This is a genomic window from Alloacidobacterium sp. (assembly GCF_035631355.1).
Classification (GTDB): domain Bacteria; phylum Acidobacteriota; class Terriglobia; order Terriglobales; family Acidobacteriaceae; genus Alloacidobacterium.
The window spans coordinates 61591-87423 of sequence record NZ_DASQIX010000076.1 but is presented as its reverse complement, the minus strand read 5'-3'; the positions used below and the strand labels follow the sequence as shown (position 1 = coordinate 87423).

The 25833-nt window shown below is 56.7% G+C and carries 22 protein-coding genes; 7 read left to right on the top strand and 15 right to left on the bottom strand.

Features of this window, described 5'->3' with window-relative positions; all coding sequences use genetic code 11:
* Window positions 1-70: 70 nt before the first annotated feature.
* The 4 genes from VEV40_RS14550 to purL form a co-directional block, all read right to left on the bottom strand.
* Window positions 71-1480, bottom strand: coding sequence for a DUF4382 domain-containing protein (locus VEV40_RS14550; protein ID WP_324833329.1), 1410 nt, complete (start codon window positions 1478-1480; stop codon window positions 71-73).
* 336 nt (window positions 1481-1816) lie between these two features.
* The gene (locus VEV40_RS14545; protein ID WP_324833327.1) at window positions 1817-2080 is read right to left on the bottom strand and encodes a DUF6496 domain-containing protein; all 264 of its coding nucleotides are present in this window, start codon (window positions 2078-2080) and stop codon (window positions 1817-1819) included.
* Window positions 2081-2130: 50 nt separating this feature from the next.
* Window positions 2131-3513 carry an amidophosphoribosyltransferase gene (gene purF, locus VEV40_RS14540; RefSeq protein WP_324833365.1) on the bottom strand — a complete coding sequence of 461 codons (1383 nt, stop codon included), beginning with the start codon at window positions 3511-3513 and terminating at the stop codon, window positions 2131-2133.
* 107 nt (window positions 3514-3620) lie between these two features.
* Window positions 3621-5957 (bottom strand): phosphoribosylformylglycinamidine synthase subunit PurL, encoded by a 2337-nt coding sequence (gene purL, locus VEV40_RS14535; RefSeq protein WP_324833326.1) that lies wholly within the window; start codon window positions 5955-5957, stop codon window positions 3621-3623.
* Window positions 5958-6076: 119 nt separating this feature from the next.
* Here purL and VEV40_RS14530 point away from each other — a divergent pair, with 119 nt between their 5' ends.
* Window positions 6077-6550, top strand: a complete 474-nt coding sequence (locus VEV40_RS14530) for a VOC family protein (protein WP_324833325.1) — start codon at window positions 6077-6079, stop codon at window positions 6548-6550.
* Between the two features lie 7 nt (window positions 6551-6557).
* Here the strand turns inward: VEV40_RS14530 and mmuM are convergent, their stop codons facing one another.
* The 4 genes from mmuM to VEV40_RS14510 are packed head-to-tail and all read right to left on the bottom strand — an operon-like array spanning window position 6558 to window position 10282.
* Window positions 6558-7490 (bottom strand): homocysteine S-methyltransferase, encoded by a 933-nt coding sequence (gene mmuM / locus VEV40_RS14525; protein ID WP_324833323.1) that lies wholly within the window; start codon window positions 7488-7490, stop codon window positions 6558-6560.
* Between the two features lie 7 nt (window positions 7491-7497).
* A complete protein-coding gene (locus VEV40_RS14520; protein WP_324833322.1) occupies window positions 7498-8646 on the bottom strand; it encodes a S1C family serine protease in 1149 nt (382 codons plus the stop codon).
* Window positions 8647-8682: 36 nt separating this feature from the next.
* The gene (gene coaE / locus VEV40_RS14515; protein ID WP_324833321.1) at window positions 8683-9348 is read right to left on the bottom strand and encodes a dephospho-CoA kinase; all 666 of its coding nucleotides are present in this window, start codon (window positions 9346-9348) and stop codon (window positions 8683-8685) included.
* Window positions 9349-9355: 7 nt separating this feature from the next.
* Window positions 9356-10282, bottom strand: a complete 927-nt coding sequence (locus tag VEV40_RS14510) for a bifunctional 5,10-methylenetetrahydrofolate dehydrogenase/5,10-methenyltetrahydrofolate cyclohydrolase (RefSeq protein ID WP_324833320.1) — start codon at window positions 10280-10282, stop codon at window positions 9356-9358.
* A gap of 418 nt (window positions 10283-10700) precedes the next feature.
* Here VEV40_RS14510 and VEV40_RS14505 point away from each other — a divergent pair, with 418 nt between their 5' ends.
* Window positions 10701-10874, top strand: a complete 174-nt coding sequence (locus VEV40_RS14505; RefSeq protein WP_324833318.1) for a Trm112 family protein — start codon at window positions 10701-10703, stop codon at window positions 10872-10874.
* On the opposite strand, the gene VEV40_RS14500 is transcribed toward VEV40_RS14505, so the two are convergent.
* Genes VEV40_RS14500 through VEV40_RS14485 form a run of 4 tightly spaced genes read right to left on the bottom strand, consistent with a single transcriptional unit; the run spans window position 10871 to window position 18601 of the window.
* Window positions 10871-11008 (bottom strand): hypothetical protein, encoded by a 138-nt coding sequence (locus VEV40_RS14500; RefSeq protein ID WP_324833317.1) that lies wholly within the window; start codon window positions 11006-11008, stop codon window positions 10871-10873. The genes VEV40_RS14505 and VEV40_RS14500 overlap by 4 nt on opposite strands.
* A 54-nt stretch (window positions 11009-11062) precedes the next feature.
* Complete coding sequence (locus VEV40_RS14495; RefSeq protein WP_324833316.1) at window positions 11063-14203, bottom strand: multidrug efflux RND transporter permease subunit; 3141 nt, start codon at window positions 14201-14203, stop codon at window positions 11063-11065.
* Between the two features lie 10 nt (window positions 14204-14213).
* Window positions 14214-17327, bottom strand: a complete 3114-nt coding sequence (locus VEV40_RS14490; RefSeq protein WP_324833315.1) for an MdtB/MuxB family multidrug efflux RND transporter permease subunit — start codon at window positions 17325-17327, stop codon at window positions 14214-14216.
* Window positions 17328-17335: 8 nt separating this feature from the next.
* Window positions 17336-18601, bottom strand: a complete 1266-nt coding sequence (locus VEV40_RS14485; RefSeq protein ID WP_324833313.1) for an MdtA/MuxA family multidrug efflux RND transporter periplasmic adaptor subunit — start codon at window positions 18599-18601, stop codon at window positions 17336-17338.
* Window positions 18602-18834: 233 nt separating this feature from the next.
* On the opposite strand from VEV40_RS14485, the gene VEV40_RS14480 reads away from it, so the two are divergent.
* Genes VEV40_RS14480 through VEV40_RS14465 form a run of 4 tightly spaced genes read left to right on the top strand, consistent with a single transcriptional unit; the run spans window position 18835 to window position 23166 of the window.
* Window positions 18835-20295, top strand: coding sequence for a UbiA family prenyltransferase (locus VEV40_RS14480; protein ID WP_324833311.1), 1461 nt, complete (start codon window positions 18835-18837; stop codon window positions 20293-20295).
* Window positions 20296-20331: 36 nt separating this feature from the next.
* Window positions 20332-21657 (top strand): FAD-binding oxidoreductase, encoded by a 1326-nt coding sequence (locus VEV40_RS14475; protein ID WP_324833309.1) that lies wholly within the window; start codon window positions 20332-20334, stop codon window positions 21655-21657.
* Window positions 21650-22399, top strand: a complete 750-nt coding sequence (locus VEV40_RS14470) for an SDR family oxidoreductase (RefSeq protein ID WP_324833307.1) — start codon at window positions 21650-21652, stop codon at window positions 22397-22399. Before VEV40_RS14475 ends, VEV40_RS14470 begins: the two co-directional genes overlap by 8 nt.
* A 20-nt stretch (window positions 22400-22419) precedes the next feature.
* A complete protein-coding gene (locus VEV40_RS14465; RefSeq protein WP_324833364.1) occupies window positions 22420-23166 on the top strand; it encodes a PIG-L family deacetylase in 747 nt (248 codons plus the stop codon).
* A 3-nt stretch (window positions 23167-23169) separates the two neighbouring features.
* Here the strand turns inward: VEV40_RS14465 and VEV40_RS14460 are convergent, their stop codons facing one another.
* Both VEV40_RS14460 and VEV40_RS14455 read right to left on the bottom strand, forming a co-directional pair.
* Window positions 23170-23502 carry a zinc ribbon domain-containing protein gene (locus VEV40_RS14460; RefSeq protein WP_324833305.1) on the bottom strand — a complete coding sequence of 111 codons (333 nt, stop codon included), beginning with the start codon at window positions 23500-23502 and terminating at the stop codon, window positions 23170-23172.
* Window positions 23503-23525: 23 nt separating this feature from the next.
* Window positions 23526-24215: a DsbA family protein gene (locus VEV40_RS14455; protein ID WP_324833303.1), complete on the bottom strand. Its 690-nt coding sequence runs from the start codon at window positions 24213-24215 to the stop codon at window positions 23526-23528.
* A 90-nt stretch (window positions 24216-24305) separates the two neighbouring features.
* On the opposite strand from VEV40_RS14455, the gene VEV40_RS14450 reads away from it, so the two are divergent.
* On the top strand, window positions 24306-24644 hold the full coding sequence (locus VEV40_RS14450; protein WP_324833301.1) for a histidine triad nucleotide-binding protein: 339 nt from the start codon (window positions 24306-24308) through the stop codon (window positions 24642-24644).
* A 5-nt stretch (window positions 24645-24649) separates the two neighbouring features.
* On the opposite strand, the gene VEV40_RS14445 is transcribed toward VEV40_RS14450, so the two are convergent.
* On the bottom strand, window positions 24650-25612 hold the full coding sequence (locus VEV40_RS14445; protein ID WP_324833299.1) for a substrate-binding domain-containing protein: 963 nt from the start codon (window positions 25610-25612) through the stop codon (window positions 24650-24652).
* Between the last annotated feature and the right edge of the window lie 221 nt (window positions 25613-25833).

Genomic DNA, 25833 nt, shown 5'->3' with positions numbered 1-25833 from the left:
CGTCTGGCCACAAAAAGCAAACGAGGGAACGGCATTTGTCGCCCCCTCGCCGCCGCAATTGAGGCTAAGTTCAGGAATCCAGATCGTCTACATAGTGAGCCAGTAATACCAGGTTCCCGGAGAACGGGTCCTTGATCAGCAGGCCAACCACCCTGATTCTGTTCAATGAGCTTACGTCGTCAAGCTTGGTCAACCCATCGCGGAAGTGTGTGCCGTCCGCGATAAACACCGTCACCGTACCGGGCACCAGCAATCCTGCGAACCCCTTCACGTTCATCTGGAAGGTGTGATTGCTGTCGTTGATGCTTCCCGGAACGACAGTTCCCACATAACCCCAGTGCCGCAATACCACGCGTTTCACCGTGACCGCCTGTGGATTTGAAGCTCCGCTTGCCGGACCTCCGACGGACACATGCTGCCCCGGAACCAGCGCGCCGGAGTTGAACAGGAATTGTGTCAAAGGGTTGTGCATCCAGTAAATGAAATACTTCTCACTGCCGCTCAGATTGATTTGCGCAATCTGGCCGATAGACAGTCCCGTCGATGTTGGAAGCAGGCCGCGCACATAGAGATCAAAGCTCGAGGCTGTGCCCGATGGCGGTTGCACGTATGTGATTTGGCCGGCGGCGTAGAAGCCGTCCTGCGACAAGATTGCCACTTCATCGGCGTCGATTGTGGAATCAGCGCGGTCCAGCGTGCCGGAAATCTGCACAATACTGCTGGTGGTCAGGCTGCTTATGCTTTCATTGTTGTCCCACTCAGTCTGCCCATTCACGTTCACAGTGAACTGCCGTCCGTGTGAACCCTGAATCACGAACGATTGCTCTGAAGCGTTCACGCTCACGACGCCGGTATCAAATTCATCGATATACGCGCCTGGGTCGCTGGGAGTGATGGCTTTGATATCGAATGTCGGCGTCACGTGTCCCGTAATTTGTCCGGTGCTGTCTACCTGAATCGATTGCCTGAGATCGAAATCGAGATGGATGCCGACAGGCTCTGACTGGGCGACTACCAAAGGCGATTTGAGCTGAGTGGTGAACGTTGCCTGCGTCAACATCGCGGGCATCGTCTGAATCGTGGGCGCGGCGCCGGATTGCGTCTGCAGGTATCCGATGGTTGCGCTGCCCAGCGTCACCGCGATGCTGTTATAGGTCCCGACCGGCACGTCGTTCATATCGAGCAGAGTCTGCAGACCGTTGTAACGCGCGAAATCAACTGTCGGCGAGCCGCTGAGCAAAGGCACCTGATTGCCGTTTACATCAATCGCGTCCACGCTCTGGACCTGCACCGCAAAGGAAACAACGCCTGCCAGAGGGGCATCCGTGCCGATAATGAATGCCGGGGCCGAAGGAATTGAAGAAGAGGTGGTATTTGAAGAGGAGCCGCTACTGGTAGTGCCGCAACCGCTAACCAGAAGAGCAATCAGCGCAACTGGCACAAGAGAAAATGCAAATTTGTCGTGAGATGTGGAGGACATGGGTGGGTCTTCTCTTTCCGCACATGACCCGCCGATGGCGATGCAATCTCAATCAAATGAATATGGCTGCGCAAGCCGGGTATTTCCCACGCGCACACGTCTCGCGCCGTCGACGCAAACTATGTGTGACCGTGAAACCACCCTTTCCCCGGAACCTGAAGAAAGACCAGCAGCCATCTCGAATCGATTGAACAACGCCAACGCCGCAGAATGTTGCCGAGATATAGTTTTGCGCCGCGGAACGACAACGCTGCTCTTCCAGACCCCGCCTGTGATGAGAAGTTGCGCGATATTTTTCAGCTTTTCAGCGCCGCGCTCACAGCCGCCAAGGACAATCTATTTTTTGCTGGAAGACTTCTTCCTGGAGATCTTCTTTTTTGTGCTCTTCTTTTTCGTAGCACTCTTCTTTTTCGGGACCTTCGCGCCAGACTTGCGCGCTTCCGACAAGCCAATGGCAATGGCCTGTTTGCGACTCGTGACTTTCTTTCCGCTGCGGCCGCTCTTCAGCTTGCCTTGCTTCATGGCACGCATCTCGCGCTCCACGGACTTCGAAGCCGCCTTTCCGTACTTGCGGGAACTCGATTTCTTTTTTGTCGGCATGGCACACCTCTCGTAAGTGGGAAGCAATCGAGATGATGCAGGTTGTGCGATTATTGCGCTACTGCCGCGGGGAGGATGTCTTTCACGTCAATCCATTGCGTCGGATACTCGCCCGTATAGCAAGCCACACAAAAGTGATTACCCTCGCCGCCGTCACATGCCTTTTGTAACCCTTCCAGTGACAAATAAGCCAGCGAGTCGGCTTCAATGAATTGGCGAATTTCTTCAATCGAGTTGTTGGCCGCAATCAGCTCCTGCTTGCGCGGCGTGTCTACGCCATAAAAGCAGGGCGAGATGGTCGGAGGGCAACTGATGCGCAGATGCACTTCCTTTGCGCCCGCCGAGCGCACCATGCGCACGATCTTGCGGCTAGTCGTTCCGCGAATGATCGAGTCGTCAATCAGGATGATGCGTTTGCCTTCCAGCAGATTGCGTACGGGATTCAGCTTGAGCTTCACGCCGAAGTCGCGCACGCGCTGCTCCGGTTCGATAAATGTGCGGCCGACATAGTGGTTGCGGATCAGCCCGAACCGGAAAGGCAGCCCGCTTTCAGCGGCATAGCCGATTGCCGCAGTCACGCCGCTGTCCGGAACAGGAACGACAAGATCGGCCTCGACGTGCGACTCGCGTACCAGTTGACGACCCATCTCCTCGCGGCTCTCCTGCACCCAGCGGTTAAAGATTTTGCTGTCAGGCCGCGCGAAATAGACGTGCTCGAAGATACAGCTTGATTGCGGCACACCAGTTGAATACTGCCGCGAGGTCACGCCGTCGCGCGTGACCATGACGAGTTCGCCTGGTTGCACGTCGCGCTCAAATTTGGCGCGCAGTAGATCGAAGGCGCATGTCTCCGAAGCAAAGACAATCGTGTCCGGCCCGTCAGGGTTTTCGATCCTGCCCATTGAGAGCGGACGGAAGCCGCGAGGATCGCGCGCGGCAAAGATGCGGTCGCGCGTCATCATCACGATGGAGAATGCGCCATCTACCTGCCGCAGTGAATCAGCGATAGCGTCAACCAGCGTGCCTTCTTTCGAGTGCGCGATTAGCTGAACGATAATCTCCGAGTCGCTCGTGGTCTGGAAGAACGCGCCTTCGCGTTCGAGCTTTGCCCGCACATTGCCGAGATTTACAAGATTGCCATTGTGGGCAATGGCGATGAGGCCCTTAGTGGAGTCAACGCGAATCGGCTGCGCATTGAGCAGCGCCGAATCTCCTGTTGTTGAGTAGCGCGTATGCCCAATGGCCATATCTCCATTGAGCTTTGCCAGCACCTCTTCGGTAAAGATATCGGAGACAAGACCCATGCCCTTGATGTTCGAAAGATTCGTGCCGTCAGCAGAGGCAATTCCCGCGGACTCCTGTCCGCGATGCTGCAAAGCGTAAAGTCCGAGATACGCCTGACGCGCTGCTTCCGGATGCCCATGGATGGCCATGACGCCGCACTCTTCGCGAAGCTTATCGTCTTCTCCCACTCTTCGCGTTCGCTCAGGATGGGGCACCCGAGTTTCTTCTCCGGGAACGCCTTCGATCAGCAAACGGCTCACGCGAGCACCTCATCGTAGAGCTTCGCTTCAAGAGCATTGGCCCATATATGCTGCAATCCTTGAACGCTTTCGTCAATCACTGTTCTGCCGTTTACCTGGATGCGGAAAAAATTCTTCTCTGTTTCGCCGATGTACTTCACGGTCAGTTCCGGATACTTGCCGATAACCTGCTCTATTTTCTTCGCGGCTCCTGCGTCGCAACTGACTACCACCTGCGTCGCCGTTTCACCAAAAAGCTGCCATGTGAGTGGAAGATCGGAGCCTTCCTCAAGATGCGCGCTTACGCCAATGCCATTGCCGAAGGCGCTCTCTGCAAGCGTTACTGTGATACCGCCATCTGAGATATCGCGCGCGGAATGGAGCAATCCGGCATCTGCAAGTTCTGCCAGACATTTGTGCAAAGATGCTTCCACATCAAGGTCGAGCATAGGTGGAGTACCCCATAGCTCACCAAGAATGGTTTTGGCGTATTCAGAGGAGCCAAATTCTCGCAGGCGCTCTTCAATCGTGGACAGTCTCGTCGGGCCGATCGCAAGGACGATATCGCCCTCTTTCTGGAAAGAGCTTGAAACAGTCTTCGTCACCTCTTCGAGCAGGCCGACGATTCCGAGCACTGGCGTCGGATAAATGCCTTCGCCGCGCGTTTCGTTATAGAGAGACACATTGCCTCCCGTGATGGGAGTGCTAAGTGCCGTACAGGCTTCCGCAATACCGTCGATAGCAGCTGACAACTGCGCCATGATTTCAGGCTTTTCCGGATTGCCGAAGTTCAGGCAATTCGTCGCTGCAATCGGTGTAGCTCCCGTGCAGGCGACTTTGCGCGCCGTCTCGGCGACCGCATGTTTCGCGCCGAGCTTCGGGTCGAGATAACACCAGCGGCCATTGCCATCAAGGGCCATAGACAAGCCGCGCCTGGTGCCCTTGATGCGCATTACGCCGCCCTCGCCTCCCGGCCCTTGCACCGTGTTGGTCTGCACCATCGAGTCGTACTGCTCATGCACCCAACGCTTGGAGCAGATGTTTGAGGAGGCCAGCAACTGGCGCAGATCATCGGTATAGTCGCGCGTCGAGGTCCTGTCTTCGTAATTCAGCTTATCGAGCGCACTGCGAGTCGGTTCAGCAGATACCCGCGCTTTCCACTCGCCCACCGGACGGTGATATACCGGAGCATCATCGGTAAGCGACTGGTTCGGAATGTCCGCCACCAGCTCGCCATGGTGCAGGATGCGCAATCGCGGTTCCGGAACTACGGTGCCAACGATGGTCGCGTCCAGTCCCCACTTCGCGAAAACGTCCAGCACCTCCTGCTCGCGTCCCTTGTCGGCGACAAGCAGCATGCGCTCCTGCGATTCGCTCAACATGATCTCGTAGGCGCTCATGCCGGTCTCGCGCTGCGGCACATTGTCCAGTTCGACTTCGAGCCCAACGCCGCCGCGCGCGCCCATTTCGCAGGTAGAGCAGGTCAGTCCGGCAGCGCCCATGTCCTGAATGCCGACAATGGCTCCGGTCTTCATCGCTTCCAGACAGGCTTCCAGCAGCAGCTTTTCCATGAACGGATCGCCCACCTGCACATTTGGCCGCTTCTGCTCCGAGCCTTCCTTGAACTCCTCGCTGGCCATGGTCGCCCCGTGGATGCCGTCCCGCCCGGTCTTTGCGCCAACGTAAATCACCGGATTGCCAACGCCTGTGGCCTTCGCGTAGAAAATTTCGTCCCGCCGGACAAGGCCAAGCGCAAAGGCATTGACCAGCGGATTGCCCGAATAGCACTCTTCGAAGCGTGTCTCGCCGCCAAGATTCGGCACGCCGAAGCAATTACCGTATCCGGCAATACCATGCACCACCCCTTCAACAATGGAGTGGTTTTTATGCACGATCTCCCGCGGAGTGTTTTCGTCTTCCGTGATCGGACCGAAGCGAAGCGAATCCATCACCGCCAGCGGACGCGCGCCCATAGTAAAGATGTCGCGCAAAATGCCGCCAACGCCGGTGGCCGCTCCCTGAAACGGCTCAATATACGAAGGATGGTTGTGCGATTCAATTTTGAAGGCGCAGGCCCAGCCATCGCCCACGTCGATAATGCCGGCGTTCTCGCCTGGTCCCTGCACCACGCGGTCGCTCCTGGTTGGCAGCCGCCGCAGATGCACCCGTGAAGACTTGTAGGAGCAATGCTCGCTCCACATGACGGAGTAAATGCCCAGCTCCGTAAGGCTCGGAGTGCGCCCTAAAGCGGTCAGGATGCGCTCGTATTCCTCTGATGTAATACTGTGCTGGGCCAGAAGCTCAGGGGTGACAGAGACAGCCTGTGGAGCTACAGGGACAGACGAAGATTTCATGGCGGCTACTCCTTTATTGTCGCATGGTGGAGTAGATATTAGAACGGCCCAGAAGGCATTCCGAAATCCGCCTCAAAGCATCAGAGCTTCGAGAAGCAAATCATCCGAGGGGAAAGCGCATGCAGAAGATCACGCCATTCTTATGGTTCGATGACAAAGCAGAGGAGGCAATGCACTTCTATGTCTCCATCTTCAAGAACTCAAGAATCAAACAGGTCAGCAGGTCTAGAGATGCCGGACCCGAACCAAAGGGCTCCGTCATGTCCGTTACATTTGAGTTGGAAGGGCAGCAATTTATGGCGCTCAATGGTGGCCCGCTTTTCAAGTTCTCTCCCGCTATATCACTCTTCGTGGATTGCGAAACGCAGCAGGAAGTGGATGAACTGTGGGCAAAGCTTTCTGCAGGCGGGAATGAAGACCGTTGTGGCTGGCTTACTGACAAGTATGGGCTATCGTGGCAGATCATTCCCAGGATCTTGGGAGAGATGCTCAGCGATCCTGACCCGGATAAATCGCAGCGCGTCATGAAGGCCATGCTGAGGATGGTCAAGATTGATATTAATGCACTGAAGAATGCTTACGCCGGGGCTTAAAAAGCCATCAATGCGCTGCGGGGATTTCTGACAGGCTTTCTCGAATGGCGCGAATGTGCCCCGGCCTGGTGCGGCAGCAACCGCCGATAATCTGCGCTCCGGCCTCGGCCCATTCGCGTGCAAGTCTGCCAAAGTCTCCTGCGTCGGATGCCCCAGTCCAGCAGTGATGCTCCGCGTCCCAACCTTCGCCTGAGTTGGGGTAGACGACGAGGGGCTTCCGCGTCGCACGCTTCAACTCGCCAATGAGCGGCAGAATGAGCCTCGGCTGCGTGCAGTTGACGCCCACGGCGATGATCTGTTTTTGCTTGTCGAGAAATTCCGCGCAGCGCGCCAATTGCTCTCCGTGCGAGACATGTTCTTCATCCTTGCAGGTAAAGGAAGCCCAGCCGTGAACGTCTGGATGTTGATGCAGTGCCTCGACGATGGCTTCCGCTTCTTCGAGCGAGGGCACAGATTCGAGTGCAACGAAATCAGCTTCTGTCGTTTCAATGACTGCCAGCCTTTCCGCGTGAAAGCGGACCAGATCAGCAAAGCTGACATCATAGTTACCGTGGTATTCCGATCCGTTGTGCAAGACAGCGCCGTAAGGTCCCAGTGAAACGCCAATCCAGACTGGACGCGAGGACACTTTGCGATAGCGTTCACGCGCGGTGACCGCCAGATCGACGGACTGCCGCAGCGCATCTGCAGCGGCTTCCGGCGGCTGTCCAAGTTCGGCATAGCCCATTGCCGACACCTGATAGCTGGCGGTAAGGATGCAATCGGCCCCCGCTTCCAGATAGTTGAGATGAACATCTTCGATGGTCCAAGGACTGTCCGCGAATACATGGGCAGACCACAGCGGACCACTGATATTGCATCCGTGCCGCTCAAGTTCGGTGGCCATGCCGCCATCCAAAATGCGGAGCTTCGTAATATCGAGCTGATCGTACGGCGTCATAAACTGCCTATGCTGTGCGTTCGCCCGCTTCGCCAAGCGTCAGACGCGTTGTCATCTTGCGGCGTCCGCGGAAGAACGTGATGGTCACGGTATCGCCCACCTGGTGATGGTCCATGATGTTGTCGATATCCTGCGTGCTGGTCACCTGCTGGTCATCAATGCCGACAATCAGATCGCCGCCGAGGTAAATCTGCATATTGCCGAGATAAGCAGTCTGGTTCCCGCCGCGCAGTCCGGCCTGCTCTGCAGGTCCGCCGGGTAAAACGCGCTGGATCAGCACGCCATAATCGGCGGCAAGCCCCATCTGGTCCGCGAGATCGGGCCCGATGGGATAAGAAAGAATGCCCAGTGACGGTCGCCGCACACGGCCATAACGCGCAAAGTCGCCCAACACTGCTTTTGCCGTATCAATAGGAATGGCGAACCCGATGCCAGCGTTCTGCTCCACGTCCTGGTTCGGGTTCGTGGCAATCAGCGAAGTGATACCAATGACTTCGCCACGCGAGTTCAGCAGCGGCCCGCCCGAATTACCGGGATTGATGGCAGCGTCCGTCTGAATGGCATTGTCGATCAGATCGCCTGTCGGTCCGCGAATCGAACGCATCGCGCTGATGATGCCGGTTGTCATAGTGCCGCTCAGGCCGAACGGGTTGCCAATGGCATAGACCTTCTGCCCCACAACCAGATTGCGCGAGTCGGCAAGCACAGCCGGGACAAGGTTAGGCGCATTGATCTGCAACAACGCCAGGTCATGATGCTGGTCCTTGCCAATGATGCGCGCCTTGTAGCGGTGCTTGTCATAGGTGGTCACCTCCACCTGCTGGGCGCCCGCGATGACATGGTAGTTGGTGAGAATCTGGCCTTCTTTATTCAGGATGAACCCCGAACCCTGCCCCTGCTGCGGCACGGCACCCCAAAAAAAAGTGTAGGAAACCGCCGATGAGGTAATGTTCACAACCGACGGCAGCGCCCGTTTATAAACCGAGATGTTGTTCAACTCTTCGGAGTCGTATTCCGGCGCGGCATGCGCTTCGGTCAAATGCAGCGAACTGGGGGCAATCGCGTGTTGAAACTGGTTTGCCGACCGGGTCCGGTTGATGACCAGCCAGAAGCCCCCGACCAGCACAAGCACTAAAACAATCCTGCGAAAAATCATTCGGTATCCGTTTAACTTAGTGCTGTTGCACTGCTTCTATTTTAGCGATTTCGCTGCTCGCTGTAGGCTGGCGAAGACCTCGTCCACCTGTCGCTGCGTTGCTTCCAATGTTCCGCCGTTGTCGATGACAAAGTCGGAATGAGGAATTTTTTCTCTGTCGGAAATCTGTGCGGCAAGACGTGAGCGCGCATCCTGTTCCAGAGTTGTCAGTTGCTCTGCGCTCATCTGTGCTGCGTCATCAAGCCGCTTCAGGAAACGTTCGATCTTCAACTCGTCAGGAGCAGTCACCAGCACAACCCGATCAAAGCGGTCGCGCCAGCCCGGTACGCTGCCGGAAGCTCCGGCCTCAAAGATCAATGCAGACTCGATCATCGCAATTGCATCCGGATCGCCGGCAAACAACTCATCAGCCCACTTCTCCTGCGCGGTGATCACAGCGGGATGCACGATCCTGTTCAGCTCATCCAGCCTGCCTTGGCGGAAGGCGAGATCAGCCAGCCGCACGCGATTCAGCATGCCGTCAGTGCGAACCACTTCTGGTCCGAAGTGCTCGATAATCTGGCGGAATACTTCCTCCCCCGGTTGCATCAGCCTGCGGCCCACCTCGTCTGCGGAGATGACATGAACGCCGCGCGCGGCAAACATCTGCGCGACAGTGCTCTTGCCGCTGCCTAATCCGCCTGTAAGCCCAACACGCAACATCGGCGTCTCAGACTGCCAACCCGCGCCGCAGCTTGGCCGCGCGCACCGTGTTCGCCATCAGCATGGCAATGGTCAGAGGTCCCACTCCGCCGGGGACCGGCGTGTATGCGCCCGCGATTTTGAACGCCTCCGGATGCACATCGCCGACAATCGTCGATCCCTTCAGCACAAACGTTTCCTCGCGCTTCTTGTCGCCGGCGAAATACTTGTCGAACTCTTCGCGCGATGTGATGCGATTGATTCCGACATCGAGAATCGTCGCGCCCGGCTTCACCAGATCAGGCGTCACGTATCCCGGCCTGCCAATGGCCGCCACCAGAATGTCTGCATTGCGCGTATAGCTGCCCAGGTCGCGCGTCTTGCTGTGGCAGATGGTGACCGTCGCGTTCTCATGCAGCAGCAGAATCGAAATCGGCTTGCCGACGATGTCGCTGCGTCCAATCACGACCGCATTCTTCCCCGCAATCGGCAGATTGCTGCGCTTGAGCATCTGGATCATGCCCGCCGGAGTGCAAGGAGCCAGCGCCGGCTGGCCTGCCTGCAGGCGTCCCACATTTACCGGATGAAACCCGTCAACATCCTTCGCCGGAGAAACCGCCTCAAGCAGCAGCTTCGCGTTCACCTGCTTCGGCAGCGGAAGCTGGATGAGGATGCCGTCAATGTCCTCACGCGCATTCAACTGTGCAACCAGTTCCAGCATCTCTTCCGTCGTCACCGTGTCCGGAGGCGTAATCAAGTCGGAATAAATGCCGAGCTGTCCGCTAGTGCGGACCTTGCTGCGCACATAAATTTCAGAAGCAGGTACATTGCCCACCAGCACCGCCGCCAGTCCGGGGCGAATGCCCTGCGCAGCCAGTTGCTCCACTTCCGCAGCAACTTCTGCTTTGATCTGCGCGGCAATTGCATTTCCATTGAGTATGCGTGGTGTTGTCATCTCTGCTCATGGTAAAGGATGCCTATGGTTGTACCGAAAGCGTAGCGGTTCGCGGGAGGAATTGCGTTTCACCACTGCTTTGTTAGTCCGCAGTTTCGACGAGCATTTACTCAGACGCGACGTGCGATCTAGGCATCATTTAGTTCTCGGGCTTCGGCGTCGCAATGGGCCTTGGTATCTCTGCCTTACAATTCCCCCATCTAAAATACACATCTTGCGTGGTTGGGGCGGGAAGATCTTCGACCCCTTCATTTGCGAATCCGCATTTTGGACAGGTCACGTTCACGAAATATGCTAGATGCATCGACTTTTACCTCGTCTACTCATTATAGAAACGGGCTCCGCTTCACTAGTTGCTATGCAAGTGATCTTAGAGGGTTTGTTAAAACTCATGGTAAAGGATGCGTACACTGTTGACATGAAAGTCGAGGGATTTTCTCCAGACATGCTCGCCATGCTGGCCTGTCCTGTATGTCACGGCAAGCTGACGGCAGAAGACACTCAGATTCTCTGTCTCCAGTGTCAGCGCCGGTATCCGATTGAAGATGGAATTCCCATTTTGCTGGCAGACCGCGCGCAGCAGGCATCCTAGCGCGGATGCTGATGGAAGAAGGGATAGACCGCCCAGAAAGCGATGCCGGCCGCAACCAGAATCGCTCCGAACAAAATGGCAAGCATCATTCCCCAGGAAAGACCAGTGTGTTGTTGAGACTGTTCATCTGTCATTGGCGATAAATTCAGTATCTGCTTGGTTCCCGCGCGACAGCAAGCGCAGGCCGCTTAGTCGCCGGTCGCCGGAGCGTGCCGCGAGGGTGTGGTCTCGCCTTTTTCAAAGCGCTTGCCAAAGCGCTGCACACGCAGTTGTAACTTGTCGAAGAAGAGATAAACCACCGGCGTGGTGAAGAGCGTCAGCATCTGCGAAACGATCAACCCGCCGACGATGGTGATGCCCAGCGGACGCCGCAGTTCCGATCCGGTTCCTGTCATCAGGGCCAGCGGAAGGCCGCCGAGCAGCGCCGCCATGGTGGTCATCATAATTGGCCGGAAGCGCAGCAGGCATGCTTCATAAATGGCGTCTTCGCTGCTCTTGCCCTCATTGCGCTCTTGCGAAAGCGCGAAATCAATCATCAGGATCGCATTCTTTTTCACGATGCCGATCAGCAGAATTATCCCAATCACGGCAATGACACTGAGGTCCGTGTGCGTGACCAGGAGGGCGAGGATCGCGCCAACACCCGCTGAAGGCAGCGTGGAAAGAATCGTGATGGGATGGATGTAGCTTTCGTAAAGCATGCCCAGCACGATGTACACCGTGGCCAAGGCCGTCAGGATAAGAAATGGCTCGCTGGCCAGCGATGATTGAAAGGCCTGCGCCGTTCCCTGGAAGCTGGGGTGAACGGTGCTGGGCATGCCCATATCGGCCTCGGCGCTCTGCAGCGCTGTCACTGCCTGACCCAACGAAATGCCCGGAGCGAGATTGAAAGTCAGAGTGACAGCAGGGAACTGCCCCTGGTGATTAACCGCGAGCGCTGTACGTGCAGATTGATACTTCGTGACTGCCGTAAGCGGAACGTTTGTACCGTTGCTCGATTTCACATAGATGCTCTTCAACGAATCCGGGTCGCGCTGATACTGGGGCGCCACTTCCATCACTACGTGGTACTGATTCAGCGACGTGTACATCGTCGATACTTCACGCTGGCCGAAGGCGTCATACAGCACGTTGTCAATCAGCTGTGGCGAGATGCCAAGACGTGCGGCCGTATCCCTGTCCACGACCAGATTGGCAGCAAGCCCCTGATCCTGCTGGTCGGTCGAGGCATCGCGCAATTCGGGCATGGTACGCATTTTTTCGAGAAGCTTCGGCGCCCACTCGTTTAATTCTTCAATGTTCTCGTCTTCCAGCGTGTACTGGTATTCCGCGTCGCTCGACCGCCCTCCCACCCTGATTTCCTGTGAGGCCTGAAGAAAGAGAGTCATGCCTGGTACGTGCGCAAGTTTGGGACGCAGCCGGTTAATAATTTCATCGGCGGAGACGTTATGCCGCTCGCTGAGCGGTTTGAGCGTGATGAACATACGGCCAACATTTGTCGTGGCGCCGCCGCCGCTGCCGCCGGCAAATGCCATCACCGATTGCACACCAGGGTCTTCCTGCACAATTTGCGCAAGTTCGGCCTGTTTTATCTGCATCGCCTCAAAGGAAATGTCCTGCGAAGCGCGCGCCGAGCCGGACAGGCGGCCCGTGTCCTGCTGCGGGAAGAACCCTTTCGGGACGAGAACGAAAAGATAGATATTCAGAAAGAAAGTTCCGATTGTGATGAGCAGCACAGGAACTTTATGCGCAAGCACCCAGCGCAGGCCATGATCGTAGAGGGTGAGCATACCGTCAAAGAAGCGTTCGCTGGCGTTGTAGATCCGCCCATGCTTCTCCTGATTGTGCGGTTTCAGGAATTTCGCGCACATCATCGGCGTCGTTGTGAGTGAAACCAGTAGCGAGACGGCGATGGCTACGCTGAGTGTTACGGCAAATTCCCGGAAGAGGCGCCCGACAATGCCGCCCATGAGGAGAATGGGAATAAATACCGCGATAAGCGAAGTGCTCATCGAAAGTACGGTAAATCCGATCTCCCGCGAACCCTTCATGGCCGCCTCATAAGGAGACATGCCGACTTCGAGATAACGCGTGATGTTCTCGATGACAACAATCGCGTCGTCCACCACAAACCCGGTCGAGATGGTCAGCGCCATCAGTGACAAGTTGTCGAGCGAGTAGCCCATCAGGTAGATGATGCCGAAGGTCCCCACCAACGAGAGAGGGACGGCCACGCTGGGAATGAGCGTCGCCCAGATATTTCTCAGGAAGAGAAACACCACCAGCACAACCAGTATGATGCTGATGAGCAGCGAAATCTCAACATCAAACACGGCGGCGCGAATCGTGGTGGTACGGTCCAGCACGACGTGAAAATCGATGAGCGGAGAAATCGACGCCTTAAGTGCGGGGATGTCCGCATACACGCGGTCGATGGTGTCAATAATGTTCGCCCCAGGCACTTTGAAGACGATGATCAGAACAGCTGGCTTGCCATTCGCTAGACCGGCAGTGTGAACGTCGGAAACCGAGTCAACCACTTCTCCAAGATCGGAGAGCCGGACCGCCGCGCCAGTTGTGGAGTTATAGCCGACGATGAGCGGCGCGTATTCGCTCGCGTGCATCAGCTGGTCATTGTCGGCAATCGTCGAAAGCCGGCCGCCGGCCTTGAGATAGCCTTTAGCCGAATTGAAGTTGACCGCCCCGAGCGCGGTGCGCACGGCCTCAAGCCCCATACCATAGGAACTCAATTGCATGGGATTCAGTTCAGCACGCACAGCTGGCTGGGCGCTTCCGCCTACGAATACCTGCCCCACGCCTGAAATTTGCGAAATCTTCTGTGCCAGGATCGAATCCGCGGCATCGTACATCTGGCCCTTCGACAGAACGTCGGAGGTCAACGCGATGATCATGATCGGCGCGTCCGCCGGGTTCACTTTCCGGTACGACGGATTCGATGGAAGATCAGCGGGCAATTGGCTGCGGGCCGCATTGATAGCCGCCTGCACGTCACGCGCAGCGGCGTTGATGTCGCGCGACAGATCAAACTGCATCGTGACTGAACTGCCGCCAAGCGAGCTCGAAGACGTCATCTCGGTGATGCCCGCGATTCTTCCGAACTGCCGCTCCAACGGTGTTGCAATCGACGATGCCGCCGTCTCCGGACTACTGCCGGGCAGACCGCCATACACAGAGATTGTTGGGAACTCAACTTCCGGCAGAGACGCTACCGGCAGCAATGTGTAGCCCACCGCTCCGCCAAGCAGCAGGGCGAGACTCAGCAGCGAAGTGGCTACCGGGCGGCGGATAAATGGCGCGGAAAGATGCATGAGTCAGCCCTCAATCCGCGTGGACCGCGCGCTCCTCAATCATGCGTCCTTCGCGGCGGCGTGAGAGCCGCTGCGCAAGACGATCAAAATAGAGGTAGACAACAGGTGTGGTGTAAAGCGTGAGCACCTGCGAGAAGATCAATCCGCCCACGATGGTAATGCCCAGCGGCCTGCGAAGCTCCGCGCCCATCCCCGTGCCCAACGCCAGAGGCAGGCCGCCGAGCAGCGCCGCCATTGTTGTCATCATGATGGGCCGGAACCGAAGCAGGCACGCCTGGTAGATGGCATCATCCGGCGATTTGCCTTCCTTACGCTCGGCCTCGATGGCAAAGTCGATCATCATGATGGCGTTCTTTTTCACGATGCCAATCAGCAGAATAATGCCGATAATGCCTATCACGTTGAGGTCGAGCTTGAACATGATCAGAGCCAGAATCGCGCCGACGCCTGCTGACGGGAGCGTTGAAAGAATTGTGATGGGGTGAATGTAGCTCTCGTAAAGAACGCCCAGCACAATGTAAACCGTGATCAGCGCGGCCAGAATCAAAATAGGCTCATTGCTCAACGAGGCCTGGAAAGCGGCTGCCGTCCCCTGGAAGCTGGCGTTGATGCTGATGGGCATACCCATCTGCTGCTCGACGCGGTTGATAACCTTGACCGCATCTCCCAGTGACGAGCCGGGAGCAACATTGAATGATATGGTTGCCACCGGAAACTGACCCAGATGGTTGACCGCCAGTGGCGTATGGCTCTGCGTAACCTTTACGAATGCGCTCAACGGGACCTGCGTTCCCGTCGACGATGGAACATAAATCTTACTCAGATCGTCCGCCGTGCGCTGAAACTCCGGCTGCACTTCCAGCACAACGTGATACTGGTTGAGCTGCGTGAACATGGTGGATATCTGCCGCTGCCCGAATGCGTCATACAGCGTGTTGTCGATGGAGGACATGGAAACGCCGAGACGCGATGCCGTATCGCGGTCTATATCGATGTCCGTCTCCAGGCCCTGGTCCTGCAGGTCGCTCGCGACCTCACGAAGCTCAGGCTGTTTCTGCAACTCGGCCACGATGCGTGGCACCCAGGCGCTCAACTCACTGCCGTTTGCGTCTTCAAGCGTGTACTGATATTGCGTCCGGCTCACGGTGTCGGCGACCGTCAAATCCTGCAGCGCCTGCAGATAAAGAGTGATGCCTTCCACTTTGGCCAGCTGCGGCTGCAGGCGCTGGATGATGTCCTCAGCCCTGCTCTTGCGCTGCGCCAGCGGCTTCAGATTGATCTGGATGCGCCCGCTGTTCATCGTGGTGTTTACGCCATCCACTCCGATAAATGACGACAGGCTTTCGACATCGGGGTCTTGCAGAATCACATGGGCGAGTGCCTGCTGGCGGCGTCCCATTTCGTTGAAGGACACGGTCTGCGGCGCTTCAGATATACCGAGCAGAACGCCTGTGTCTTCTATGGGGAAGAACCCCTTTGGAACCATGATGTAGAGCAGGATGGTGAAGACCAGCGTGCCGATGGTCACCATCAACGTGGTGAAACGGAAGCGCAGAACAACCTGCAGCGTGCGCCCATAGAAAGCAATGACACGGTCGAAAATGCCTTCAGTCCAGCGATAGAACCAGCCCTGTTGCGCGGCTTCCTTGTGACGCAGAATTTTCGCGCACATCATCGGTGTCAGCGTGAGCGAAACGACAGCGGAAACGAGAATCGTGACCGCCAGCGTAATTGCGAATTCGCGGAAGAGCCGTCCGACAACATCGCCCATAAACAGCAGCGGAATCAGCACGGCGATCAGCGAAACCGTCAACGAAACAATGGTGAAGCCGATCTGCTCAGAGCCTTTGAGCGCGGCTTCAAGCGGCGAATCGCCTTCTTCAAGATATCGGCTGATGTTCTCGATCATGACGATGGCGTCGTCGACAACGAACCCGGTCGAGATCGTCAGCGCCATCAATGTCAGGTTGTTCAGGCTGTACCCCAGCAGGTACATGATGCCAAAAGTGCCCACCAGCGAAAGCGGCACCGCAACACTGGGAATGATCGTGGCGGCAAGATTGCGCAGGAAGAGGAAGATCACCATCACTACGAGAGCAATGGTCAGCATCAATTCCAGCTTCACGTCTTCCACGGAAGAGCGGATGGTGATGGTGCGGTCGGTCAGGGTTACTACGTCAATCGACGCGGGCAGGCTGTCCTTTAACTGAGGCAGCAGCTTCTCGATGCGGTCAACCACGCCGATGATGTTTGCGCCTGGCTGGCGTTGAATGTTCACGATCACCGCGGGCACTTCGTTCATCCATGCGGCCTGCAGCGTGTTCTCCGCGCCATCCACGACGTTGGCTACATCCTGTACGCGTACCGGCGCGCCATTGCGATACGCGATCACCACTGGGCCATAATCAGCGCTGGTCAGCAGTTGGTCATTGGCGCCGATTGTGTAAGCCTGTCGCGGCCCGTTCAGCGTGCCCTTCGCCTGGTCTACGTTGTTGGCGGCAACCTGCGTGCGCACGTCCTCAAGGCTCAGGCCATAAGCGGCAAGCTGCGATGGATTTGCCTGGATGCGCACCGCAGGCTTCTGTCCGCCGGCAATCGAGACCAACCCTACGCCCGTGACCTGCGAAATCTTCTGTGCCAGGTTCGTGTCAGCCAGGTCTTCGATTTTTTGTAATGGCATTGTCTTTGAGGACAGCGCCAGTGTCAGGATCGGCTGGTCAGCGGGATTGACCTTGCTGTAGATGGGCGGGTTCGGGAGACCGGTTGGCAGGTAGCTCTGTGCCGCATTGATGCCGGCCTGCACTTCCTGTTCGGCAACGTCGATGTTCTCGTCCAAGCTGAATTGCAGCGTGATGACCGATCCGCCCTGAGAGCTGGTAGAAGTCATCTGGTTGAGGCCCGGCATCTGTCCAAACTGACGCTCAAGCGGCGCAGTGACAGAGGAGGCCATCACATCCGGACTCGCGCCTGGATAGAACGTCACCACCTGAATGATGGGGTAATCGACTTCAGGCAGGGCCGAGACAGGGAGTTGTCTGTAAGCGACAAAGCCCGCCAGCAGAATCGCCGCCATCAGCAGCGACGTCGCCACAGGCCGGAGAATAAATGGTCTTGACGGACTCATGCCGGGACCTACTGCCCCATCATTCCGTTATTGCTTTCACTCTGCTGTTGCGCCGGCTTGTTCCGTGTCGCCGACCGGGCATCCACCTTCATGCCCGCGCGCAGCTTGTCGGCTCCATCAGTCACTACTGACGTGCCCTGCGAAACGCCGCCGTCCAGAATCGTCGTGGTGCCTTCCGTCAGGTCCACCTTCACTTGCTGGATGGCGACCGTCTTGTCCGGTTTCACCACCCAGACAAAATCGCCTTCTGTGCCGTGCTGAATGGCAGCCGACGGAACAGTAATGGCATTCGGCCGCTGCTCCAGAATCAGATGGATGTTCACAAACTGATTGGGAAAGAGCACCTCGTCGGTGTTCTGGAAAACAGCCTTCAGCTTGTTCGTGCCGGTTGTTGTATCAATTTGGTTGTCTGCGGTCAGCAGTTGTCCACTCGCGATGTGTTCCGTGTCCGAGCGGTCAAAAGCTTCAGCCTGCAGGCTCTTGCTCCCGCGCATTTTTTCGAAGATGCGGAACAACTGATCTTCGGGAACGGTAAAGACAACAGCAATAGGCTGGAACTGATTGACGACGATCAGGTTCGTTGTGTTCGCGGTAATAATGTTGCCGGGATCGACCAGGCGCAGGCCGACCCTGCCGTTAATCGGCGATGTAATGTGGCAATACGTCACGTTCAGGGCATCGGCGTCGATGGCCGCCTGGTCTGCCTTGATTGCGCCCTGGTAATTGCCGAAGTTAGCCTGCATCGTATCAAGCTGCTCTTTGGAAACCACCCCCTGATCGTAAAGGGCCTTGTAACGGTTGTATTCGGCCTCGGCATCGTGCAGTTGCGCCTGGTCTCGCGCCAATTGCCCGCGCGCCTGATCCAATGTCGCCTGATAAGGACGCGGGTCAATCGTCATCAGCTCTTCGCCCTGCTTGACCTCCTGCCCTTCCGTGAAATTTACCCGGGTCAGCTCGCCAGTGACGCGCGCCTTTACGGTCACCGTGTAATAGGGGGTCACCGTGCCAAGAGCGGTGACATAAATCGGCATCTGCTTCTGCTGTACTGTCACCACCTGGACGGGAACAGCACGGTTTGCCATGGCCGCAGCCTGCTGGGCCGCTTTCTTATTCGCCTGATCGTTCGCCGTGATAATGCGCCAGATAAAAAAAGCTACAACAGCTACAGCCACCAGAAAAATAACGGTGGTGCGCAAACGATGGCGCTTAGGCTGCGGCGGTGGATTGACAGGCGCCGCTCCCGTTGGGGGCTGGCTGATTTGCGTTGACGACATATGATTCCAATACTTTCCTGAATAGGAAAATGTTAAATGCTTTCATCGGCGCAGAGCGGCAGCTCCGGACAGTAATCTATCCGACGGATGAAGGGGCCGAAAGGTTTCCTGTTGAACACTTTACCGCTTCCAGATTACGCAGGGCAAAGTGCCCCATACAGGGGGCTCGCGCAAGCCACTGGAAAAGCTTGCATCCATCGATGCGCAGGCGATAATCGAGACAGGAGAACCATTTGCACGAGCAGACGCAGATCCATGCGCAGGTTAGCTCCGACCTGATGCGGCCATTGTGTGTAGACCTGGACGGTACGCTGGTTAAGAGCGACACGCTGGCCGACTCCGTGCTGACGCTCCTGCGCGCGCATCCCCGTAGCGCACTTGGGACCTTCCATTCACTGCTCAATGGAAAGGCGGCATTCAAAGCGCAGGTCGCCAGCATAGTCTCGCTCGATGCAGCACATCTCCCCTACAATCGTCCGCTCCTTGAATATCTCGAACAGGAACGGGGACAAGGTCGCCACATCTATCTCACCACCGGCGCCGACGCGCGCCTCGCTGAGAGAATCGCTGCTCATTTGGGAATCTTCGATGGCGTCCTAGCCAGTAACGGCAGTACTAACCTCACTGGGGACAACAAACTCGACAGTCTAAGGTTGGAATTCAACGGCGAAGATTTTGATTACATAGGAAATGCGCGGCCCGACCTACTGCTGCTTGAACACGCAGGTACCGCAATGCTGGCCAATCCCAACGCATCGCTGCGGTCTCTGGTCAAGTCGCGCAAAATCAAAGTCCACAGGCATTTTGAAGATCGCTCCTCACGGCGGAAGTCCTTGCTAAAGGCAATCCGCCTGCATCAATGGGCAAAAAATGTGCTGATCTTCGTGCCATTGCTGTTGGCCCACGCGCTCAAGCTTCAGCTCATCCTTGATGCCATCTTCGGGTTCTTCTGCTTCAGCTTCTGCGCCTCAGCGACCTACATCGTCAACGACCTTCTCGATATCGAAAACGACCGTCGTCATGCGACAAAGCGCCTGCGTCCATTTGCCGCAGGTGACCTGCAGGCCTCAACCGGAATCATCATGGTCATCATCCTGCTCGCCGCGGGATTGCTGGGAACATACTTCTTGCCCGATAAATTTCTCGCCTGGCTTTCGCTCTACATCGTCGTTACTCTCAGTTATTCACTGGCGCTCAAGAAAGTAGCTCTTGTCGATGTGATTGTGCTCTCCGGCTTGTATACAGTTCGCATACTGGCTGGCGGAGCAGCCACCGCGACGCCCATTTCCACATGGCTTGCAGGATTTTCAGTCTTTCTCTTCTTCAGCCTTGCTCTGGTCAAGCGGTTCAGCGAGATGCAGAACCTGCGCGAGCGCGGGCATGTCCCGTCCAACGGACGCGGGTACCTGGTGGCCGACATCGAGCAGTTACGCAGCTTCGGCACAGCCAGCGGCTATGCAGCAATTGTCGTTTTTTCGCTCTACATCAGCGGAAGCAATGTCGCCAAACTCTACCATCACCCCGTTCGCATGTGGCTCATCGTACCCTTTATGCTCCTCTGGATCAGCAGGGTCTGGTTGCTCGCCTCGCGCGGAGAAATGCACGAAGATCCGGTCATCTTCGCCGTTACGGACCGTATGAGTCTGCTCATTGGACTGGCCGTTGTCGCGATCGCCATATTCGCCGCCTTCTGAAAATGCACAGTTGCCCATCCTTTACGATGGAGAAGAATGCCACGCAATCCGCAGCCTAAGTTTGAGTCCTGGGGACGCTATCCGAAACTCGAAGCCGATCTGGTCCCGCTCCACTGGACCACAGATTTCCCCCTCCGGCATTCGCCCACCACGAAGATTCTCCCCGTAGGCGCAGGACGCAGCTATGGGGATGTCTGCCTGCTCGAACACGGCACCCTGTTAAAAACGCGGGGCATGGATCGCCTTCTCCACTTCAATCCTGAAACCGGCGTCCTCCGCTGCGAAGCCGGCGCAACCCTTGCGGAAATTCTCGACTTCGCCGTGCCGCGCGGATTCTTCCTGCCGGTCACACCCGGAACGAAGTATGTAACCGTAGGCGGAGCCATTGCCAATGACATTCATGGCAAGAACCACCATATCGCCGGAACGTTCGGCTGCCACGTCCCGCGCTTTGAGCTGGTCCGCTCTGACGGCGCACATTTCGAGTGCAGCCCCACCGAAAATGCCGACTGGTTCTCGGCAACTGTCGGCGGAATGGGCCTGACTGGTCTAATCACCTGGGCAGAAGTCCGCCTGCGCCCCATCGTCTCCCGCAAAATTCAATACAAGGGAACCAAATTCGTCGGCATCGATGAATTCGTCGCGCTCTCCAAAGCCGCCGCGCACTCTGAATACACCATTGCGTGGATCGACTGCATAGCGACGGGCAACAACTTTGCCCGCGGCATCTTCATGCAGGGCGACCACAGCCAGCAACCCGAGCCTCTCAAACGCAGCAAAGAGCCGTGGCTCATGCTTCCTCTCGATGTCCCTGAGTTCGCGCTCAACCGCTTCTCCATCGGTCTCTTCAACACGCTTTACTACAACAGGCAGTGGAGCAAAGAGAAAAATGCACTCGTCGACTACGAGCCGTTCTTTTATCCACTCGACTGCCTCCTTCACTGGAACCGCATGTATGGCAAGAGCGGACTGCTGCAATTCCAATGCGTGCTGCCATGGGAAGATGGTCAGCAAATGGGCATCATTAAGATCCTCAAGACCATCACCGCGTCCGGACTTGCATCATTTCTTGCAGTGATCAAGGTCTTCGGCGATGCGCCATCGCCGGGAATGCTTTCATTCCCGATGCCAGGAATCACGCTCGCCCTCGATTTCCCCATCCGCTCGGACATCAGCTTCGACCTGCTCCATCGCCTCGCAGACATTGCGCAGGAGCACAGTGGCCGCATGTATCCCGCAAAGGACGCGCGCATGACCGCCGGCCAGTTTCAGTCCTTCTATCCGCAGTGGCAATCGTTCTCCCGATACATCGATCCGGCATTCGATTCAGCTTTTTGGCAAAGGGTCACAGCCCATGGCTAAACTTCCCAGCCGTGTCTTGGTTCTCGGCGCCACTTCGGCCATCGCCGCCGGAGTCATGCGCCCGCTTGCGGAGCAAGGCGCTCGCATCTACCTAGTCGCGCGCAATCCTGAGAAATTAAAAGCCGTCGCCAGCGACCTGCAAACACGCGGCGCGGGGGCAGTCTTCCCCCACGTCATGGATCTCGACGACACTGCCGCGCACGAAGCCATGTTGACTGAAGCCGCCGCCAAGCTGGAAACGATAGACCTGGCGCTCATCGCCCACGGCATCCTCGGCGCGCAGGAGCAGGCCCAGGCCGACTATGCCGCAGCCGAAGCGATCCTCCGTACGAACTTTCTTTCCGCCGTCTCGCTCATTACCTGGCTGGCAAATTATTTCGAGTCAACTCATCAGGGAACGCTCGCCGTCATCTCATCCGTTGCCGGAGACCGCGGGCGCAAGAGCAACTACGTCTATGGCTCATCAAAGGCCGCGCTGAACACGTTTCTCGACGGCGTTCGCAATCGCATCGACCGCAGCGGTGTTCACATTCTCACCATCAAGCCAGGATTCGTTTCTACCCCCATGACCGCGCACTTGCCTCAGAGCGCTCTGTTCGCGCACCCAGCCACAGTGGGACGAGGCATCCTGAAAGCAATCGAAAAGCGAAAAGATGTTGCCTATGTACCGCCGATGTGGGCGATCATCATGTTCATCATCCGCTCTGTGCCAGACTCCATTTTTAAGAAACTGAATCTCTGAAGAGGTGTAGCTTGAGAAACGTGACGCGCCGGGATTTACTGACCACCGCGACCGCTTCCGCAATTGCTCTGGGAACATCGCCGGCGAATGCATTCAGCAATACGCCTTCGCAGAGCGACCGCAAGCTGAAAGCCATCGTCTGCGGCGGCCATCCCGGCGATCCCGAATACGGCTGTGGCGGCACGATAAGCCACCTTACCAGCCTCGGTCATGAAGTGGTTCTGCTCTACCTGAACAATGGAGCCTGGCCGCCCACGCCAGCAGCGGTGCGAATCGCGGAGGCAAAGAAGGCATGTGAAATCCTCAAAGCACGCCCACTGTATGCCGACCAGGAAAACGGACACGCCGTCATCGACAATGCCCACTATGAGTCATACGCAAAATTGATTAATGCCGAGAAGCCGGATCTCGTCTTCACTCAGTGGCCCATCGACAATCACCGCGACCACCGCGCCATTACCATGCTGACTTATGACGCATGGAAAACTTCGAAGCAGCATTTCGCGCTTTACTACTATGAAGTTTCAAATGGCGAAGACACGCTGCAGTTCGCTCCAACACACTACATCGACATCAGCGACCAGGAGCCCGTAAAGCGCGCTGCCTGCTACTCGCACGCCAGCCAGACTCCGGATCGCTACTACAAATTGCAGGATGAGGTTGCAGTCTTTCGCGGCATCGAAGGCGGTTACAAAAGGGCCGAGGCATTCATTCGGCAACTGCGCAGTCCAAACGATCCTTTGCAGTTGCTGATGAGGCAGCAATAGCTACTACTCGCTCTTTTTCGAGGCAGGCGAAGGTGAAGACGCCGATTCAGATTTTGATGCGGACGCGCCGCCCTCACTCGAAGCAGCCGGCTTGCCCTCAGTCTTGCTTGCATTGCCATCTGTTGATCCCGTAGCAGGCGCGGTCTTGCTCCCGCTCTTGGCGGCATAGTCGGTCACATACCAGCCCGAGCCTTTGAACTGCACGGCAGGCGCGGACAAAAGCCGTTCGACCTCGCCTCCGCATACCGGACATATCTTCTCCTCCGGAGCGCTGAAGCTTTGAATCTTCTCAAACTGATGCCCGCAGGCTTTACACCTGTATTCGTACAACGGCACGGATTAAATTCCCCCTCAGCTAACTATTTTCCATTCGCATGATGCGATGCTGGCTCGGCCTTCGTTTCTGCCAGCGCCTGATCGATTAGCTCATACAGGCGTGTGCGGTCCACTACCTCAACGAATGGCGTACCGCTCGTCCTGTTCGTAACAATCCAGATCGTCGGCGTGTGTTGGATTCCTATGCTTTGGCCGAGATCGTAATCCGCTTTTACTTCAGCCGCCAGCTTGCCCTGCGGATCGACCACGAACGGAAATGCCAGCTTATGGTCTGCAGCAAATTTCTGCGCAAAGGCGCGCAACTGATCCTGCGTCGTAATACTGGTCTGGTTCGCAAAGACGGCATCACGAAAATCATCGCCCAGCTTCTTTGATTTCGTGTCGAACCAGCGCGCGTCGACCGCGGCATCGAAGCTCCATGTGTGGAAGGGCAGCGGGAAGTCATGCCGCACCCACGGAATGTTGTACTTTGCCGCAGCCTCTTTGAGCAGCGGGTTTGCCCGCGCGCAATCAGGACACTCCATGTCCTCAAACTCAAAAATCGCAACCCGCGCTCCCGCCGGAGGATGCAAAGCCCGCGCATTGTGCACCGGCGTTGTGGGGGCAGAAGATGGGCCGGCGAACTGTCCCATGACCGGCAAGGCCGAGAGAGCAATCGCAGCTATTAGAATCGCAGGAAACCCGAAGACAAAATGTCGTAAAGGAAATCGCATGGTCGGAATCGGCTCGTTACTTTAATTTTAACGGAAGCCGTGCAACAAAGCTGATTCGCTGACCTGCTCACACTGGGTTATCCTGACCGGATGGACTGCATCTTCTGCAAAATTATTGCCGGAATCATCCCGTCGAAGAAGCTCTATGAAGATGATCTCGCCTACGCCTTCGCTGACATTGATCCCAAGGCGCCCGTACATCTGCTGATTGTCCCGAAGAAGCACATCCCGTCACTTGCGGAAATAGATACAGCCGACATAGCTCTGCTGGGCAATCTGCATGCAGTCGCAAAAAAACTCGCCGCTGAACAAAATCTCAGCGGCGGCTATCGAACGGTTGTCAATACTGGCGCAGACGGCGGCCAGACCGTCCATCATCTGCATGTGCATCTGCTGGGCGGACGCCCGATGCATTGGCCTCCCGGTTAGAGCAATTACTTCTTCGCCTGCGCGGCCGAGTTCATAAACAAATCCACATTTGCCTTATCGACTACCGCTGTTCCCGTATCTACAAAAGACGGAAATGGCGAAAACGTATCGACGCTGTAGTCGCTGCGGAACGTCGTAGGCCCGTCGTGGTGAATCTGGTCAAGGGCCTTTAATCCGATATACCCCATGGTGTAAGGCTTCTGCGCGATGGTTGCGGCAATTACTCCGCTCTTAATCAGGTTCAGCGTGTCAGGAGAAACATCCATCGCCACAATGAGGCGGTCTTTCGCATTCGCATTCTGCACCACTGCGGCCACGTCTTTTCCGGCTGAAGCCTCCAGGCAGATGAATGCGTCAATTTTCTTGTCGCCAGTCAGGGTCATATATTGCTGCGTTTTGTCAAAGGCGGCTGTCGATTCTCCCTTGATATCGACTACCTCCACAGTCTTAATTCCGGGATGATCGGCGAAAACTTCCTGATAGCCCTTGAAGCGCTCATCGAGGTTCGGCTGTCCTGGCATGGAGAAGAAAACAACATTCCCTTTGCCACCGGGCAGTTTCGACACTACCTGTTGTCCACCCAGGCGCCCGGCCTGCAGGTTGTTCGTGCCGATGAAATACAGCCTGTGGCTATGCGGCGCGTCCGAGTCCATCGTGATGATCGGAATACCCGCGTCGATGCCCGCGTCAATCTCCGACTGGAACATTGTCGCATCCGCAACGGAGATAAGTATTCCCGCGGGCTTGGCGGCAATGGCCTGCTGGAGCGCGGTCAGTTCAGCCTGCGGATCGTAAGTATCGGGGCCGGTCACCTTCGACTGCACATGATACTCAGCCACAGCCTGGTTAAATCCTTCCACTGCCGTCTGCCAGTATCCCAGCTTCAAATTGTTGGAAATCAGGTAGTACATCTCCGAGTGCGAATGGCGCTCGCACCCCGCAAGCAGACCCAGTACTGCGATGGTCATACACGGCAGGAGCATTTTCCGCGCTTTTTGCATAGGGACCTCGCAAAATGGAAATTGCGCGCGCCAGAATCTCCAACCCTCGTTTTGACCACTCAGCGGTAAAGGCATCGATGGCCGTTGCGAGAACCGGAGTCAAGCTGCCACGCGATACGAGCAGGAATTGTACTCCAGTTATTCAAACTTTGCCCATGTATCTGCTTTGCCTTCGGCAAGATACCAGG